Source organism: Ancylobacter sp. SL191 (assembly GCF_026625645.1).
In the GTDB taxonomy this organism is placed as follows: domain Bacteria; phylum Pseudomonadota; class Alphaproteobacteria; order Rhizobiales; family Xanthobacteraceae; genus Ancylobacter.
Genome location: NZ_CP113056.1, coordinates 4,346,287 through 4,362,158 on the forward strand (window position 1 = coordinate 4,346,287; position 15,872 = coordinate 4,362,158).

Consider the following 15,872-nt stretch of genomic DNA (forward strand, 5'->3'; position numbering starts at 1 on the left):
GCCGCCATAACGACTCACTCGCGATGACATCGTGTTTCTTGCCGAGAAAAAAATCGGCGGGTTGCACGCGCGCCACAGCCCCTGCGCGCCCTCCTCGCGGCGCTCAGCGGCTCCGCCGCACCCGCCCGCGCTTGACTTCCCGCCCACGCGGGTCCATCTGCCCCGCGCCGCCCGTCACGGCGGCGCAATCGGAACCCCTTACCCATGCCCAGCGACAGTCCCAGTCGATTGTCCGGCCGCCGGCGGCCGGCGCTCTGAGCCGACCGCGGCCCTGAGGGGCATCGGCTCTCTGCGTCCGCCTCCGGTGACCGGACGTCGGAAAGAGAGCCAAGATGGACGATACCCGTACCCCGGCGGATGACCGCCGCGACGATGCCCGCCGCGATGATGAGTTCGTGGACGCCGCCGCCCTCGCTGCCGAGCTCGCCGAGGAGCACCCCGCCGACATCGCCGAGGCGCTGGACGAGGAAGAACGTCACACCGCCTCCGCCGTGCTGGCGAGCCTGCCGCGCGAGAAACAGGTCGAGATCCTCGACCTGCCGGATTTCGACCTCTCCAGCGAGCTGATCGAGGCGCTGCCGGTCGAGGAGGCGGTGCGCCTGCTCACCGACATGTCTGCCGACCGCGCCGCCGACCTCTTCCGCTGGATGGAGGAGCCGGGGCGCTCGCATCTGTTCGCCCATCTGCCCGCCGAGACGCAGGCCGAGCTGACCCGGCTGCTCGCCTATCCCGAGCACAGCGCCGGCGGGCTGATGACCACCGAATTCGTCACCGTGCCGGCCGACTGGACGGTGGGGCGCACGCTGGCCCATCTGCGCGAGATCGAGCGCACGCGCGAAACCATCTACGCCATCTATGTGCTCGATCCCGACAGCCAGGCCTTGCTCAAGGCGGTGACGCTGCGCCGCCTCATCACCGGCGCGCCGGACGACCCGATCCTCTCGGTCGCCCCGCGCCATGACCCGATCACCACCTCCCCGCTGACCGATCGCGAGGAAGTGGCCAAGCTGATCTCGAAATACGATCTGCTCGCCGTGCCGGTGGTGGACGACAACGACCATGTGCTGGGGATCGTCACCGTCGACGACATGATCGACGCGATCATCGAGGAGAACACCGAGGACGTGCAGAAATTCGGCGGCATGGAGGCGCTGGACGAGCCCTATATGGAGATGGGGTTCCTGGCGATGCTGAAGAAGCGTGCCGGCTGGCTCTCCATCCTGTTCCTCGGCGAGATGCTGACCGCCAACGCCATGCAGCATTTCGAGGACGAGCTGGAGCGCGCCATCGTGCTCACGCTGTTCATCCCGCTCATCATGAGCTCGGGCGGCAATTCCGGCTCGCAGGCGACCTCGCTGATCATCCGCGCGCTGGCGCTGGGGGAGATCAAGGTGAAGGACTGGTGGCGCGTCGCCCTGCGCGAGCTGCCCTCCGGCCTCGTGCTCGGCGCGATCCTCGCCACGCTCGGCATGACCCGCATCGCCATCTGGCAGCTCGCGGGCTTCCATGATTATGGCGAGCACTGGGTGCTGGTGGCGGCGACGGTCGGCGCGGCGCTGGTGGCGATCGTCACCTTCGGCTCGCTGACCGGTTCGATGCTGCCCTTCGTCCTGCGCCGCCTCGGCTTCGACCCGGCAAGCGCCTCCGCGCCCTTCGTGGCGACCTTCGTCGATGTGACCGGGCTGGTGATCTACTTCACCGTCGCCCTGGTCATCCTGCACGGAACGTTGCTCTAGAAAGAACAACGTCGAGCCGGGATCGTCAGCCGTCTTGGCACGCGATCCCGGATCGGCCTTCGGGCCGTCCGGGATGACGATAGGCGGCTAGACCACCAGGACCTCGCCCTGCCCGCCCATCAGCGTGTCGCCGACGAGGCGGCGCGCCTGGGTGACATCCTTGAGCACGCCCGCAAGGTCCGGCACGCGCCGGGCCAGCAGGCGCAGCGCGACGAGGTCGTGCGTGCCGGTGTCGGCAAAGCCGGCCGGCAGGTCCGGCAGCGCGCCCACCAGCAGCGTGCCGCGCTTCATACCGCGCCCGGCGCGCGCGCCGACCGATCCGGCGACGCTGACCGTGCCGGCGATCATGCCGGTGGCCAGCCCCTCGCCGGCATCGCCGCCGATGAGGATCAGCCCGCCGCGCTGACGGGCCCCCGCGCGCGGCCCCACGGAGCCGGCGATCTTCAACACGCCGTCCGACATGCCACGCCGCGAGCCGGAGGAGGCGCTGCCGGCATAAGCCCCGGCATTGCCGGCCAGCTCGATCCGCCCGCCGGACATTTCCGCGCCGAGAAAGTCCCCGGCCTCGCCGGAGATACGCAGCATGCCGCCGGACATGCCGAAACCGGCCCAGGCGCCGACGCGGCCGTCGACGATCAGTTCGCCCCCGCTCATGCCGGCGCCGACGCCGTCGAGGCGCTCATCGCCGATCTCGATCAGCAGCACGCCCTCGGGCGCACCCTCGATGAAGAACAGCTCGCCCATCGGCACGGCCTTCGCGCCATAGGGGATCGAATGGTGCTCCAGCTCGCGCAGCGAGGTGGCGCAGGCCAGCGCCGGCGTCAGCCCCGACAGGTCCACCCGCACCTCGAAGGCCGCGCGCGGCTTCAATGATACGCCGCTCATGCCACGCCTCCCGCGCTGCCCGCTCCCGCGCTCATGATCTCGCGCAGCTTGAAGTGGAACGGCCCGAGATTGCCGCCATAATTGCCGGCGTCGACCGCCAGCACGCCGCCCTCGGCGCCGACCGCGCAGACCGCCTCGATGCCGACGCGCGTCGCTTCCGCCACCGCCTCGAAGCTCACCCCGTCAATGACGATCTCCATCACCGAGCCGACCTCCGGGGGAAGCTGGCTCGGCACGGCGCCGCGCAGCGTCGGGCAATAGGCATCGTTGGTCGAGGCGAACATGCCCTTATATTTCGAGCCGACCTTGGAGCCCGAGCGCACCACCCCGCCCGGGAAGGGCAGGATGATGCCGGGCACCGTCCCCATCGCCGCCACCGCCTGCTCGGCGGCGTGCAGCGCCTGCCCGCGCGAGCGGGCGAGGATGAGGAAATTGCCGCCGCCGACGCCTTCCACGGAGCCCGTATCCTCGTCGCAGACGAACTCGCCCTCCATCACCGGCACGCGCCAGAAGCGCTTGCCCGCAAGCTTCTTGGAGATCTGGTGGCCGTCGCCGAAATAGCGGATCGTCTTGGCCAGCGGCACGCGCTTGCCGCCCTCGACGCCGGCATAGCAGGCGGTCGTCGGGCAGGTCAGCACGCACTGGCCGAGGCGCAGCGGCACGACCTTCTTCAGCGAGCCGAAATCCATCGCGAAGATGAGGAGCGCCACGCCCGGCCGCCCGTCCGGCGTCTCCTCGGGCGCCAGCACGCGCTCGATCCCGGCCTCGCAGCCGCAGCCGATGACCGAGGTGGCAAAGCCGGTGGTGACTCGCCCGGCCGTCAGAGCCCAGTCCGGCGTGTCGGCGGTGACGATGAGCCGCGTGCCCACCATCGGAAAGGCCTCCGCGAAGGTATCGCGGATCTCGACGCCATTGAGGATCATCGCGCGCCCTCCCGAAAAGCTCCCTCTCCCCGACGGGGAGAGGTGAAGAGGGGCTGCGTGTCTCCAGCCAGGATCATCGCTCCGTACACCGTCATCCCCGGACTTGATCCGGGGATCCACGTCTTGGCCGCCGCGGGGCGCACCGGAGAAAGGCGTGGATGGCCGGGCCAAGCCCGGCCATGACGGCCAGCAGGCTGCGAGGATTGCACCAAACGGATCGGTTTCATCACCCCTCCCCCCGCTCGCAGGTGAGGATGGTCGGGCCCGCACCGCCCCGCAGCTCGCCGTCGCTGATGCGGAAATGCTGCGCTTTCAGCCCGACCGACTCGTCGAACCAGCGCTTCATGTCGGTCTCGATGGCGCGGTCGAAGGTGGGGCGGGCGACATGGGTGGTGCCTTGCGCGAGTTCCACCACCACGCCGTCCTTCACGATCAGCCGGCCATTCTTGAACACCATGCGGGTGGTCGAGAACATCGCCTCGCGGTCGCTGTCCTCGCGATGGACGGCGATGTCGGCCACCGCGCCGGGGCCGAGATGGCCCTTGTCGGTGAGGCCGAGAATGCGCGCGGGGGCGGCGCGGGTGAGGATGGCGATCTCCTCCAGCGAATATTCCCGCGTGATCTCGGCCAGCATCGTGTGCTTCTGCGCCGCCTTGTTCAGCGTCGCCAGCTGGGCGTTGCGGAAATCGCAGTCCATCAGCAGGCGGATCAGATGCGGGTAGGTGGTGAACGGCCCGCCATTGGGGTGATCGGTGGTGAGGAAGATCCGCCAGGGGTCTTCCACCAGAAGGAACAGCTCCAGCCCGATCGCCCATTGCAGCGCGTTGACGAAGGACTTGTCCTTGTACTCGAACGGCACCACGCCGCAGGCGGCGTCCAGCTCGATGTCCATGCCGATGGACTTGTTCGGTGAGGCAATCGCGCGGTTGCGGTATTGCGACATGTAGTCGGCCGAGGCCGTCACCGTCTGGCCGAACATCACCTGCCCGACATCGACCGAGATGTTCGGGTTGGCGTTGACCAGCTCGGCGATGCGCGCCGCCGAGGAGGAAAAGCGCTTGTCGCCCTCCGTGCCATAGGAATGGAACTGGAGATGGGTCAGGTGCAGCCGCCGCCCCTCCGCCGCGCGGATGGTGGCGAGCGTCGTCTCGTCATTGCCGGGCACGCCGAGATTGCAGCCATGCAGATGGATCGGGTGCGGCAGGCCGAGCTCGGTGACGGCGCGGATCAGCGTCGTCAGCACCTTGCGCGGCGTGACGCCATAATGCGGGTTCGCCTCGTCCAGCTCCATCTTGCGGGCGTTGAACTTGAAGGCGTTGATGCCGCCGGGATTGACGATCTTGATGGCGAAGGCCTGCGTCGCCTCGATCATCCAGCCGACATAGGCGTTGACGGTTTCCTGATGCGCGCCGGCGGCGAGCAGGCGCAGGAAGAAATCGTCATTGCCGAGCACCAGATAGGCGCCGGTGTCGAGATTGGGGATATCAGCCATTTCCAGATGCGCGCCGCGCGCATTGGCGCCGACCATGGCCGGCTCGAACACCGTGGTGTAGCCCAGCTCCGCGTAGCGGCAGCCGGTGGCATGGGCGGTGGGGGCCGCCCGTCCGCCGCCGCAGCCGCAGAAATTGCCGGGCATTTCGGGGAAGGCCTTGCGGTCTTCCTGCATCAGCAGGCGGGCAAGGTTCATCTTGCCGCCGGCAATGTGGCTGTGCAGGTCGATGCCGCCCGCCATCACCACGTCGCCGGCGAGGTCGTATTCGGCATCCGCCTTCTGATCGGTGGCGGCAATGATGCGGCCGTCCTCGATCTCGATATCGCGCACGGCTCCGCTGGCGACGCCGTTCTCGCCATTGGCCGGGTCGAGCACACGCCCGCCCTTCAGCCTCAGTCTCATCTACCCCTCCGCTAGGCGACGCACAGCCTCGGCAACGCTGGGGAGCGTCGCGACGCGCAAGGCGCCGAGCGGCAGGCTTACGATGGAATCCATGCGGAACACGGTGCCGGCATGGTCGATGCCGGGGGTGCCCACAGGGATGACAACATCAGGTTCTGTCTGAAAAATCGTATCGGGATGGGCAAGGGCGATCACCTTGCCGGAAAAATCGGGCGGCGGCTCCGGCCGGAAGGCGGAGACCCAGAGCAGCACGTCGGCATCCCGAAGGGCGGCCTCGGTCGAATAGAGCGTGCCGTCATGGGTGCTGCCCTGCCCGCGCACCAGCGTGCGCAGCGGGTAGCCGAGCCGCCACAGCAGGAGCTGGTTCACGCCCATGATGTTGTCGACGCCGCCCAGCGGGAACACGCCGGCGCGGGTGGTCACATTCAGCGCGTCGACCAGCGCGGTGGCGCGCTCGGCAACAAGGTCGCCATCATCGAGCGCCGCCGCGTTCCACGTCACCACGGCGTATTTCGACGCGCGCAGCGCCTCGGCGAGGCTCGCCAGCTCGGCGAGCGGCAGGCCCCCGCTGGCGGCCACCGGCGGGGTGCGCCCGGAGACCAGAAGGGCGAGCGCCTCCAGCACCTCGACCGCGTCGCCGGACAGTTCGGAAATCGTGATGCCGGCGAGCTGCCGGCGGGCCTTCTCCGACGGAGTACCACCGAGGAACACCACCCGCCGCTCGCCGGTCGCGAAGAGCGGGGTGGCCGGGTAGAACTTCTCGAACAGCCGGCTCCAGTTCGCGGTCGGGTCGTCGCCCACCACGACCAGCAGGTCGCAATGGTTGCGGACCTCGGCGAGCGTGGTGGAGAGCCAGCCGGTGCGCTGGGCGGCGGCGTAGTTGCGGAACAGGCCCGGCGAGGCGTGATGGTCGAGCACCCCGCCGAAGCGGATGGCGAGATCGACCAGCGCGCCGGCGCCCGCCATGTCGGTGCCGAAGCCGGCGATCACCGGGGCGGTGGCGCCGGCGAGAATGCGGTGCGCCTCTTTGTACACATCGGCCTGACTGGTCACCTCACCGGCCACACGCGCCACCGGTTCAGCGGTATCCAGACGCCGGAACAGCCGGGCCGCTTCGGGGCAGACCGGGGCCTTGGCGCGGACGGCGCGGCCCTCCACTTCGAGGGTCAGATCATCGCAGCCGAGCCCGCAAAAGCCGCAGGCCACATTCTCGAACGTCTGCACCTGCGCCATGGTAACTACCTGATCTGTCAATCGTATTTGATGTAGGAGAAGCGCTGGTCGCCGCGCGGCGTGCCTTCCAGCGCGCTGCCGGGCTCGAGGGCGGGCTGCCAGGAGACCACCTCCTCGATCTTCTTGGCGAGCTGGAAATCGCGCTCGGTGATGCCCTTGGCATCGTGCGACATCAGCCGTACCTCCACCCAGGCATAGGACGCCGTGATATCCGGATGGTGCCAAGCCGCCTCCGCCAGATGGCCGACAGCGTTGATGACCATCAGCGTCCCCTTCCAGCTGGAGGTGCGATAGGTACGCCGGATCCACCCGTCCTGGAGCTTCCAGTGCGGCAGATCGATCGCGAGGCGATCCTCTACCTCTTTGGAGGTAAAGGTCTTTTTGGGATCAACGGCCATTTACTGGCGTCCTCCTGGCAGGTCCGCCCGTTCTGTCGCGGGCAGCTTTTAACGATTCGGTAGCACGTGGCGGGGGCGCCCGGCAAACCCCAACTCGCGGACAATTGTCGCCAGATCGGCAGCAAATCCGCGCGGCCGGCGTTCAACAGGGTCACAGTGGCGCTTGTCCTGCGTGCCACGGGAGCCTTACGATGCAGCACGAGGAAACGCCGGTGAACAAAACAACACGCCAATCGCCGACGGCGCGCCAGGAGGACGGTCTGAACGTGGTGCGCATCACCGCGCCCGGACGTCTGCACCTTGGCTTCATCGACCTCGCCGGCACCCTCGGCCGCCGCTTCGGCAGCCTCGGCATCACCCTCGACCGCCCCTCGACCATCGTGCGGATGCGCAAAAGCGACGCGCTGACCGCTTCCGGCCCCGATGCGGGACGCGCTTTGGCGGCAGCGGAGAGGGCGGCGCAGCGTTTTCAGATCGACAAAGCCGTTGAAATCACGGTGGAATCGGCGTTGCCGCCGCATTCAGGCCTCGGCTCGGGCACCCAGCTTGGCATCGCCGTGGCGACCGGTCTGTGCCTGCTGAACGACCTGACGCTCTCCCCCCGCGAGATCGGCGCGGCTTTGGGTCGCGGGGCCCGCTCGGCCATCGGCATCGGCGCCTTCACCGAGGGCGGGGTGATCCTGGACGGCGGCAAGAAGCGCGGCTCCGACGCGCCGCCGCCCATCCTCTCGCGCCTGCCCTTCCCCGATCACTGGCGCATTCTGCTGGTATATGACAACGCCCATCAGGGGCTTAGCGGCGCCGCCGAAGTCTCGGCGATGGACAATCTCCCGCCCTTCGCCGACACGCTGGCGAGCCATATGGCGCGCCTTGCCGTGATGGTGGCGCTGCCGGCGCTGGCGGAAGCGGATGTGGATTACTTCGCCGCCGCGATCGGCGAAATGCAACGACTCCTCGGCGACCACTATGCGGACGCCCAAGGTGGCCGCTATACAAGCACGGCCGTCGCCGAGGTGATGGACTGGCTGGAGACGCGCGGCTTGCGCGGGCTCGGCCAGAGTTCCTGGGGCCCCACCGGTTTTGCCATTCTCGGCAGCCCGGAAGAGGCGGACCAGGTGATCAGCGAGGCCCGCGCGCTTTTCGGCGACCGGCCCGCTCTGGCTTTCGACTGTGTACGCGGCAGCAACGCCGGCGCACGGATCGAATGGCTTGCCTGCGTCGAGCAGTGCTAGCGACGGCTTTGGCTTAGGGCCCGCGTCGCTCCTTCCCCATCATCAGAGGCCGCAAGGCCCGTTTTTGCCTAGGGATCGAAACCAATGGCGGACATCGCCCCGATTCTCCACATCGTCTCCCCACTGCGTCACGTCTCGCCTTTCGACGTGAACATGGCCGTCGACGCCGGCTACACGACCATCCTGCCCTATTCGGGCGTCACCCTCGACGAGATGGGTGACCTGACGCAGGACATGATGTTCTCGCGCGCGCCTCAGGCGGCGCCGCGCACCGGCCTGTTTATCGGCGGCAAGGATGCGAGCCTCGCCCTCGACATGGCGGCCAAGGCGAAGAGCGTGCTGTTTCCGCCCTTCGAGATTTCCGTGTTCGTCGACCCGGCCGGCTCCTTCACCACCGCCGCCGCCATGGTGGCCGAAGTCGAGCGCAAGCTGCGCCCGACGCATCCCGATGGCGTCAAGGGCCTGAAGGTTCAGGTCTATGGCGCGACCGGCGTGGTCGGCGGCATTGCCGGAGTCATCGCCGCGCAGGCTGGCGCCCACGTCACCTTCGTCAGCCACCGCGATGTCGAGGCGGTGGCGGTGAAGGCGCGCGACTTCAAGCGCCGCTTCGATGTCGACATCGCCAGCGCCAGCGCCGCCAGCGAGGATGAGAAGCGCGCTTTGGTGCCGGAAGCCCATGTCGTGCTCGCCTGCGGCAAGGCGGGCGTCGAAATCCTGTCGGCCGACGCCCTCGCCTCCGCTCGCAATCTCATCGCCGCCGCCGATGTGAACGCCGTGCCGCCTGCTGGTATCGCGGGGATCGACGCCCATGCGGATGGCAAGGTGCTGGCGAACGGCACGCTTGGCATCGGCGCGCTCACCATCGGGCACCTGAAGTACCGCGTGCAGCATGAATTGCTGAAGCGGATGAAGGTCACGACGGAAGCCCTCACCTTCGGTTTCGAGGATGCCTTTGCGCTCGCACGCTCCCTCGCCGCCTGAGACGGACGCCGACATCGCGGTTGTCGCGCTCAGCGGGCGGGCGCTCGCCGCCTCCGCGCGCCGGGCGGGACTGCGCCCTCTCGTCTTCGACCTGTTCGGGGACGAGGACACGCGTGCGCTCGCCGCGACATATGTGCGGCTGCGCTCGGCTAGCGGGCTGAGCTTCGATGCGGACGATCTCATCGCGCAGCTCGGCGCGCATGTGCCGGGGGGCGTGCCCGTCGTGCTCGGCAGCGGCTTCGAGGATCGACCGGAATTGGTAGAGACGCTGGCGACGCACTTCCCAGTGCTCGCCAATGGCCGGCGCACGCTGACCTGGCTCAAGACGCCGGAGGCCTTTGCCGGCCTGCTCGCCGATCTTCACGTGCCGCACCCGCGCGTGTTCGCGCAAACGGCACCCGCCGGTGTACGCACGGTTGAAAAGCAGGCGGGGGGCGCGGGCGGCGGGCATGTGCGTTTTGCGGACACCGCCGGGGGAGCCGGTCGCTACCTGCAGGAGTTCGTGGCGGGCCATGCCGCCTCGGCGCTGTTTCTGGGCAATGGCCGGCAGGCGCGGCTGATCGGTTTTTCCGAGCAATGGTGCGCACCCGCTGCCGGCGCGCCCTTCCGCTATGGCGGCGCGGCGGGGCCGATCCGCCTCGCGACGCTCCTCGAAGCCGAGGTCAGCCATGCGCTCGACGCCATAACCGGCGCCAGCGGGCTGGTCGGACTGGCCAGTGCCGATCTCATCGTCGACGGCGGACGCTGGTGGCTCATCGAGATCAACCCGCGCCCCGGCGCAACGCTCGACCTTTTCGACCGCGCGCCGCTGCCCCCGCTGCTGCGCCTTCACATCGAGGCCTGTGCCGGGCGCCTTCCAGAGCTGGCAATCGCTGATACTGAGACGTTCGGTGGCGCCCGGGCCGCCGCCATCCACTATGCCGATCGGCCGGTCGAGACCGGCACCGATCCTCTCCCCGACTGGACCGCCGATCGACCGGCGCCCGGCACCCCAATCGGCCCCGGCGAACCGGTCTGCACCGTGTTCGCCGGCGGCTCCACCGTCTCGGAAGCCCGTGCCGTACTCGCCGGGCGCCTCGATCACATCTGGCATGGGCTGAACGCAGCCAGCCGCCAAGCTGCGGAGTAACACTCTGATGGATACCCTTTCCCGCCCCTCGCGCCCGAGCGTCTCCGCCCTCGCCGCGCCGCTCGTCGATGCGTTGGTCGCGCGCGCCGAAACCTTGCGCCTTTCCGTCACCCACAGCGCCAAGGGCGCGCGGATCGTCGATGCGGGCATTGTGGCACGCGGCGGCATCGAGGCGGGCCGGCTGATCGCCGAGATCTGCCTCGGCGGCCTCGGTAGCGTCGAGATCGTTCCCGCCCCGCGCTTTGCCCGCTGGGGCACGCTGGTCAGCGTGCGTTCGCCCGATCCGGTGATGGGCTGCCTCGCCAGCCAATATGCCGGCTGGAGCCTTGCCGAGGGCGACTTCTTCGCGCTGGGCTCCGGTCCCGGCCGGGCGCTCCATGCCAAGGAGAAGCTGTTTGAGGAACTCGGCTACCGCGACAGCGCCGCCAGTGCCACGCTGGTGCTGGAGGTCGACCAGTTCCCGCCCGAACCGCTGATCGACCGCATCGCCCTCGACTGCGGCGTGGCGGTGGACCGGCTGACCCTCATCCTCACGCCTACGCGCAGCCTCGCCGGCACGGTGCAGATCGTCGCGCGGGTGATGGAAGTGGCGCTGCACAAGGCGCACGCATTGCATTTCCCGCTGGACCGCATCATCGACGGGCTGGCCAGCGCGCCGCTGCCGCCGCCCGCGCCGGATTTCGTCGCCGCCATGGGCCGCACCAACGACGCCACCCTCTATGGCGGCGATGTGCATCTCTTCGTCGATGGTCCCGAAGAGGAAGCCGCGGTGCTGGCCTCCGGCCTGCCAAGCGCCAGTTCTCGCGACTATGGCCGACCGTTCGGGGAGATCTTCGCGGCCTATAATGGCGATTTCTACGCCATGGACCCGATGCTGTTCAGCCCCGCGCGCGTCACCGTCACGGCGCTCGAAACCGGCCGCAGCTTCAGCCACGGCGCGTATAATGAAGCGGTACTCGACCGCTCCTTCGCATGAGCGCGCCGCGCAGCGACCGCGTCGTCATCTTCACCGAGGATGCCGACTGGCACACCCGCACGCTGAAGGCGGCGCTGGAGCGCGAGGGGCTCGGCGTCAGCGTGCTCTCGCTCAATGATTGCGGTTTCGCCATCGGCGAGACCACCCATGGGCTGGTGCTGCCCGGCTTCGGCGACAAGCTGCCCGCCGCCGCCTTTGTGCGGCTCATCGCCAAGGGCTCGACCGAACAGATCACCGCGCGGCTCGGCCTGCTGCACGCGTTGCGCGAACTCGGCGTTCTCGTCATGAACGATGCGCGGGCGGTCGAACGCTGCGTCGACAAGAGCATGACCAGCTTCCTCATCGCCCGCGCTGGCCTGCCGACACCGCGCACTTTCGTCGGTGAGGATCGCACCGCGATGCAGGCGCTGGTAGACGAGGCGCCGGGCGATCTGGTGCTGAAGCCGCTCTTCGGAGCGCAGGGCAAGGGCATACGGCGCGTGCCGGCACGGACCGAACTGCCGGAGCCCGAGAAGGTCGGCGGCGTCTATTATCTTCAGGACTTCGTCGCGCAGCCGGCGCGGACCGATTTCTGCGACTGGCGGGTCTTCGTCATCGGCGACAACGTCGCCGCCGCCATGATCCGCCGCTCGCCGCGCTGGATCACCAACATCCACCAAGGCGGGGTGGGCGAGCCAGCCCCCTTCCACGAACAGGCGTTCGATTTCGCCATACGCGCCACCGCCGCCGTCGGGGCGGACTATGCCGGGGTGGACCTGATCGAGGATGCGGAGGGCCGTTTCCAGGTGCTGGAGGTAAACTCCATGCCAGCCTGGAAGGGGTTGCAGAAGGCAACCGAGGTCGACGTCGTCGCCGCCCTCGCCGCGCATGTGGCGCGCAGCATCGCGCAGCGTGCCGACACCCGGATCGACGCCTGATGCCGCCCGACGCCATCGCCCTGGCTTTTCAGCATGCCTGCGCGGCCGAGCTTGCCGCGCTGAAAGCGGGCAATGTTCATCGCTTCAGCCCCGGTCACGGCATGGAAGTGGGTCATTTCGAGCGTGCGGCCGATGCCGCAGCGCCGTTCATCGCCGCTGCCGGCGAACGGATGGGGGCGCGGATCGAGGGGGCGGTGGCGGCCTCGCTGGCGGCCACCGGGCTCAACACCAATCTCGGCATCGTCCTGCTGTGCGCGCCGCTTGCCGTGGCGGCCGAACGGGGCGGCCCGCTGCGCGACCGCCTTCACGCGGCGCTGGCCGAGCTTGATGCGTCCGACGCGCAGGCGACCTTTCGAGCCATCGCGCAGGCCAATCCCGGCGGGCTCGGCCGGCATGAATCGCATGATGTCGCGGCACCCCCGCGCATCGGCCTGATCCAGGCCATGACGCTGGCGGCAGGGCGCGACCGTATCGCCCGGCAATATGTCAGCGGCTTTACCGATGTGTTCGAGCGCGGCCTGCCACGCCTCGACAGTCTGGCCCATGCCGAGCCCGAAGCTCGCGCGGAGGCGGTGCATCTCGGCTTTCTCGCCGCCTTCCCGGACAGCCATATCGCCCGCAAATTCGGCCCGGAGGTCGCGGAGGCGGTGCGCCGGGAAGCGGCGGAGGTCGCCTTGGTGGTGGACTTCACCGCACCGGCGGCCGAGCGGCATCCGCCGCTGCTCGCCTTCGACCAGGCGTTGAAGCAGCGCGGCCTCAACCCGGGCACGACTGCCGATCTGACGGTCGCCACCCTGTTCGCGGCGGCGCTCAGCCCATGAAGCGGGCAATGGCATCGGGTGAAAGTCGCCCGTCATGAAGCGCGCTCGCCAGCAGCACGCCTGCCGCGCCGGCGTCGGCCAGGCGCGCGAGATCATCGAGATCACGTACCCCGCCGGCCGCATAGACGCGCCGGTTGCCGGCGCGGCGGATGATGTCACCCAGCCGCTCCAGATCCGGCCCCTCGCCGGCGCCGACGCGCGCGAGCGTCATGACGATCACCGCCTCCGGCCACAGCGCCGCGTCTTCATGGAGCAGCGCCGGCCCGCGCGGTCCTTCCGGGCCGTAATCGAGCGAGAAGATCGCCCCGCCGACCGCCAGCGCCGCGCTCCCGGTGGCGAAATCGACCATCGCCTCGCTGCCAACCACCGGCCGACCGGGCCCCTGCGCGGCGCGGCGCGCGACCGCCGGAGGCGCGGCCTCGCCCGCGTCGACCCACATGTCCACATCCGGATGGCTCTCCATCAGCCCGCGCATCGTCGCGTCATGCCCCTGCTTACCGGCAATGGCGTCGAGATCGGCGATGTAGAGCGTGCGGAACGGCGCAAGAGCGAGGAGCGACGCGGCGACCTCCGCTGGTTCGGCGCTCGCGCAAAGCGGGGTGGCGATCGGCCGGTACTGGGCGCGCATGCCGCGCCGGGCATGCACGACCACACCTCCCATCAGGTCGAGGACAGGTATAAGTTCCAAGGTGCGATCCTTCCGGGACGTGTCTATCCGGGCTTGAACGTCTGATGCGGGTCTTCGTCTGCGAAACAGTCTCCGGCGGCGACTATGCCGGCGTCGATCTTCCCGAAACGCTGATAGCCGAAGGCGCGATGATGCGCGACGCGCTCATCGCCGATCTCGTGGATCTGCCGGGGGTCCATGTCCTCACCACGCACGACGCCCGCCTGCCCGCCCCGCCGCGCGGGGAGAGCCGAGCCATAAGCGCCCAGGACGACACCCGCGCCATCTGGAGCGACCTGGCGGCGCGTGCCGATTGCTGCTGGCCGATCGCGCCGGAATGCGAGGGCATCTTGCACACCCTCGTGGAACAGTTGGAGGCCCGCAACGGCCGGGTGATCGCCTGCGATGTCGAGACGTTGCAGATCTGCAGCTCCAAGCTGCGGACCGCCACCCATCTTGCCGCCGCAGGAATCGCGGTCGTGCCGAGCTGGTCGCCCAGCACCGTACCGCCGGGCCTTTCCGGACCGCTGGTCATCAAACCGGATGATGGCGCCGGCGCCATGGACGTGCACGTGTTCCGCCGGCTGCCTCCCGGCCCCTATCCCGCCGGGGTGGTGATCCAGCCCTTCATCGTCGGTGCGGCAGCGAGCCTGACCCTGCTTTGCCAGTCGGGGCGAACCCAGGTGCTCACCGCCAACCGCCAGCATGTGGTCGAATTCGATGGCCAACTGATCTTAAAGGGCCTGACGGTCGGCGCTTTTCCGGTCGATGACAGCCTGCGGGCACTGGCGGATGCCATTGGCGCCGCCCTGCCCGGCCTGCACGGGATGCTCGGCATCGACTATATCGCGACGCAGGCCGGGCCCGTCGTCCTCGAGATCAATCCACGGCTGACCACCTCCTATGTCGGCCTTCGACGCGCACTCGGCATCAACCCGCTGGCCTTCGTCGCCGAGCTCGTGCAGGACGGGGCGGTGCCGGACATGAGACGTCTTCCCCCCACACTCCCAGTCGAGATCAGCCTTTGACCCGTATTGCCCGCCTTGGTTGGGATGTTGGCGGCGCCCATGTGAAGCTTGCCGCCTTCGGATTCGAGGGAGGCCTGAAGGCCGTGCGCATCGTGCCCTGCCCGGTGTGGAAGGGCGCCGATCATCTGCGTGAGGCAATCCGCAGCCTGCGCGCCGAATTCGCCGCGGACGTGCCTTCCGCCGTGACCATGACGGCCGAGGTCGCCGATCTATGGCCGGACCGGCGCAGCGGCGTCATCGGCACGGCGGCGATCCTTATGGAGGAGCTCGGCGGCGCCCCGCTGGCCCTGTTCGCGGGACCGGAAGGCTTCGTGCCGGCGGAGCAGGCGGTCGCCCATGCCGACAGCATCGGCTCGGCCAACTGGTACGCCACCGCCGCCGTTCTGGCGCATCTGCTGCCGGGCGGCCTGCTCATCGATATCGGCTCCACCACCGCCGACATCATCCCCTTTTCCTCCGGCCGGGTGACCGCGCGCGGCTTCACCGATGCCGAGCGCCTCGCCAGCAATGAGCTGATCTATACCGGCGCGGCGCGCACGCCCGTCATGGCGCTCGCCGCCGAAGCCCCCTTGGGCGGGCGCTGGCTGCCGCTCATGGCCGAGCATTACGCGACCACGGCAGATATCTACCGCCTCACCGGCGACCTACCGGAAGGGGCGGACCTGCATCCCAGCGCCGATGGCGGGCCGAAGACCGAGGACGCCAGCGCGCGCCGTCTGCTGCGCATGGTCGGGCAGGATCTCGCCCCCGGCAGCCTCGCATCGGCGAAGGCGCTGGCGCGGCATCTATCGGAGGCGCAGGTGCATCGGCTCAGCCGTGCCATCGATTGCGTCGCCTCGGCGCAGGAGAACGGCACTGAGCTGATCGTCGGCGCCGGCGTCGGACGTTTTCTGGCCGCCCGCCTCGCCGAACGGCGGGATGTGACCTATCTCGACCTTGCCAATGTGCTCACCGACGACGAGAGCCTCGCCGCCGCCGCCGCGGATTGCGCGCCCGCCGTCGCCGTCGGCCTCCTCGCCGCCGCCCTCACCGCCTGAAGCTCAGGAACACCC

The 15,872-nt window shown here is 69.0% G+C and carries 15 protein-coding genes; 9 read left to right on the forward strand and 6 right to left on the reverse strand.

The genetic code is table 11. The features are described 5' to 3' along the window. The first annotated feature begins 332 nt into the window (after nt 1-332). The gene (gene mgtE / locus OU996_RS19865) at nt 333-1,736 is read left to right on the forward strand and encodes a magnesium transporter (RefSeq protein WP_267583311.1); all 1,404 of its coding nucleotides are present in this window, start codon (nt 333-335) and stop codon (nt 1,734-1,736) included. Nucleotides 1,737-1,823: 87 nt separating this feature from the next. Here mgtE and OU996_RS19870 read toward each other — a convergent pair whose 3' ends face one another. The 5 genes from OU996_RS19870 to OU996_RS19890 all read right to left on the reverse strand — a co-directional run bounded on the left by OU996_RS19870 (nt 1,824) and on the right by OU996_RS19890 (nt 7,069). Further along, nucleotides 1,824-2,621, reverse strand: a complete 798-nt coding sequence (locus tag OU996_RS19870) for a formylmethanofuran dehydrogenase subunit C (RefSeq protein WP_267583312.1) — start codon at nt 2,619-2,621, stop codon at nt 1,824-1,826. Further along, nucleotides 2,618-3,544: a formylmethanofuran--tetrahydromethanopterin N-formyltransferase gene (gene fhcD / locus OU996_RS19875; RefSeq protein ID WP_267583313.1), complete on the reverse strand. Its 927-nt coding sequence runs from the start codon at nt 3,542-3,544 to the stop codon at nt 2,618-2,620. The genes OU996_RS19870 and fhcD overlap by 4 nt, the downstream gene beginning before the upstream one ends. A gap of 226 nt (nt 3,545-3,770) precedes the next feature. Then, complete coding sequence (locus tag OU996_RS19880; protein WP_267583314.1) at nt 3,771-5,438, reverse strand: formylmethanofuran dehydrogenase subunit A; 1,668 nt, start codon at nt 5,436-5,438, stop codon at nt 3,771-3,773. After that, on the reverse strand, nt 5,439-6,671 hold the full coding sequence (locus tag OU996_RS19885; RefSeq protein WP_267583315.1) for a formylmethanofuran dehydrogenase: 1,233 nt from the start codon (nt 6,669-6,671) through the stop codon (nt 5,439-5,441). It abuts the gene before it with no gap. A 17-nt stretch (nt 6,672-6,688) separates the two neighbouring features. Beyond that, entirely contained in the window at nt 6,689-7,069 is a 381-nt protein-coding gene (locus tag OU996_RS19890; protein WP_267583316.1) for a 4a-hydroxytetrahydrobiopterin dehydratase, read from the reverse strand. 191 nt (nt 7,070-7,260) lie between these two features. Here OU996_RS19890 and OU996_RS19895 point away from each other — a divergent pair, with 191 nt between their 5' ends. The 6 genes from OU996_RS19895 to OU996_RS19920 all read left to right on the forward strand — a co-directional run bounded on the left by OU996_RS19895 (nt 7,261) and on the right by OU996_RS19920 (nt 13,125). Continuing rightward, a complete protein-coding gene (locus OU996_RS19895) occupies nt 7,261-8,301 on the forward strand; it encodes a beta-ribofuranosylaminobenzene 5'-phosphate synthase family protein (RefSeq protein ID WP_267583317.1) in 1,041 nt (346 codons plus the stop codon). Nucleotides 8,302-8,385: 84 nt separating this feature from the next. After that, the gene (locus tag OU996_RS19900) at nt 8,386-9,282 is read left to right on the forward strand and encodes an NAD(P)-dependent methylenetetrahydromethanopterin dehydrogenase (RefSeq protein WP_267583318.1); all 897 of its coding nucleotides are present in this window, start codon (nt 8,386-8,388) and stop codon (nt 9,280-9,282) included. Then, nucleotides 9,248-10,411, forward strand: a complete 1,164-nt coding sequence (locus OU996_RS19905) for an ATP-grasp domain-containing protein (protein WP_267583319.1) — start codon at nt 9,248-9,250, stop codon at nt 10,409-10,411. The genes OU996_RS19900 and OU996_RS19905 overlap by 35 nt, the downstream gene beginning before the upstream one ends. A gap of 7 nt (nt 10,412-10,418) precedes the next feature. Then, nucleotides 10,419-11,387, forward strand: a complete 969-nt coding sequence (mch, locus tag OU996_RS19910; RefSeq protein WP_267583320.1) for a methenyltetrahydromethanopterin cyclohydrolase — start codon at nt 10,419-10,421, stop codon at nt 11,385-11,387. Next, on the forward strand, nt 11,384-12,304 hold the full coding sequence (locus OU996_RS19915) for a RimK family alpha-L-glutamate ligase (protein ID WP_267583321.1): 921 nt from the start codon (nt 11,384-11,386) through the stop codon (nt 12,302-12,304). The genes mch and OU996_RS19915 overlap by 4 nt, the downstream gene beginning before the upstream one ends. Further along, nucleotides 12,304-13,125 carry a triphosphoribosyl-dephospho-CoA synthase gene (locus tag OU996_RS19920; protein ID WP_267583322.1) on the forward strand — a complete coding sequence of 274 codons (822 nt, stop codon included), beginning with the start codon at nt 12,304-12,306 and terminating at the stop codon, nt 13,123-13,125. Before OU996_RS19915 ends, OU996_RS19920 begins: the two co-directional genes overlap by 1 nt. Here OU996_RS19920 and OU996_RS19925 read toward each other — a convergent pair. Then, a complete protein-coding gene (locus OU996_RS19925; protein ID WP_267583323.1) occupies nt 13,115-13,813 on the reverse strand; it encodes a HisA/HisF-related TIM barrel protein in 699 nt (232 codons plus the stop codon). The genes OU996_RS19920 and OU996_RS19925 overlap by 11 nt on opposite strands. A 44-nt stretch (nt 13,814-13,857) precedes the next feature. Between OU996_RS19925 and OU996_RS19930 the strand changes: the two genes are divergently transcribed. Together OU996_RS19930 and OU996_RS19935 are read left to right on the forward strand one after the other, a co-directional pair. Further along, nucleotides 13,858-14,820 carry an ATP-grasp domain-containing protein gene (locus OU996_RS19930; protein WP_267583324.1) on the forward strand — a complete coding sequence of 321 codons (963 nt, stop codon included), beginning with the start codon at nt 13,858-13,860 and terminating at the stop codon, nt 14,818-14,820. Further along, nucleotides 14,817-15,857: a hydantoinase/oxoprolinase family protein gene (locus OU996_RS19935; protein WP_267583325.1), complete on the forward strand. Its 1,041-nt coding sequence runs from the start codon at nt 14,817-14,819 to the stop codon at nt 15,855-15,857. The genes OU996_RS19930 and OU996_RS19935 overlap by 4 nt, the downstream gene beginning before the upstream one ends. The last annotated feature ends 15 nt before the right edge of the window (nt 15,858-15,872 follow it).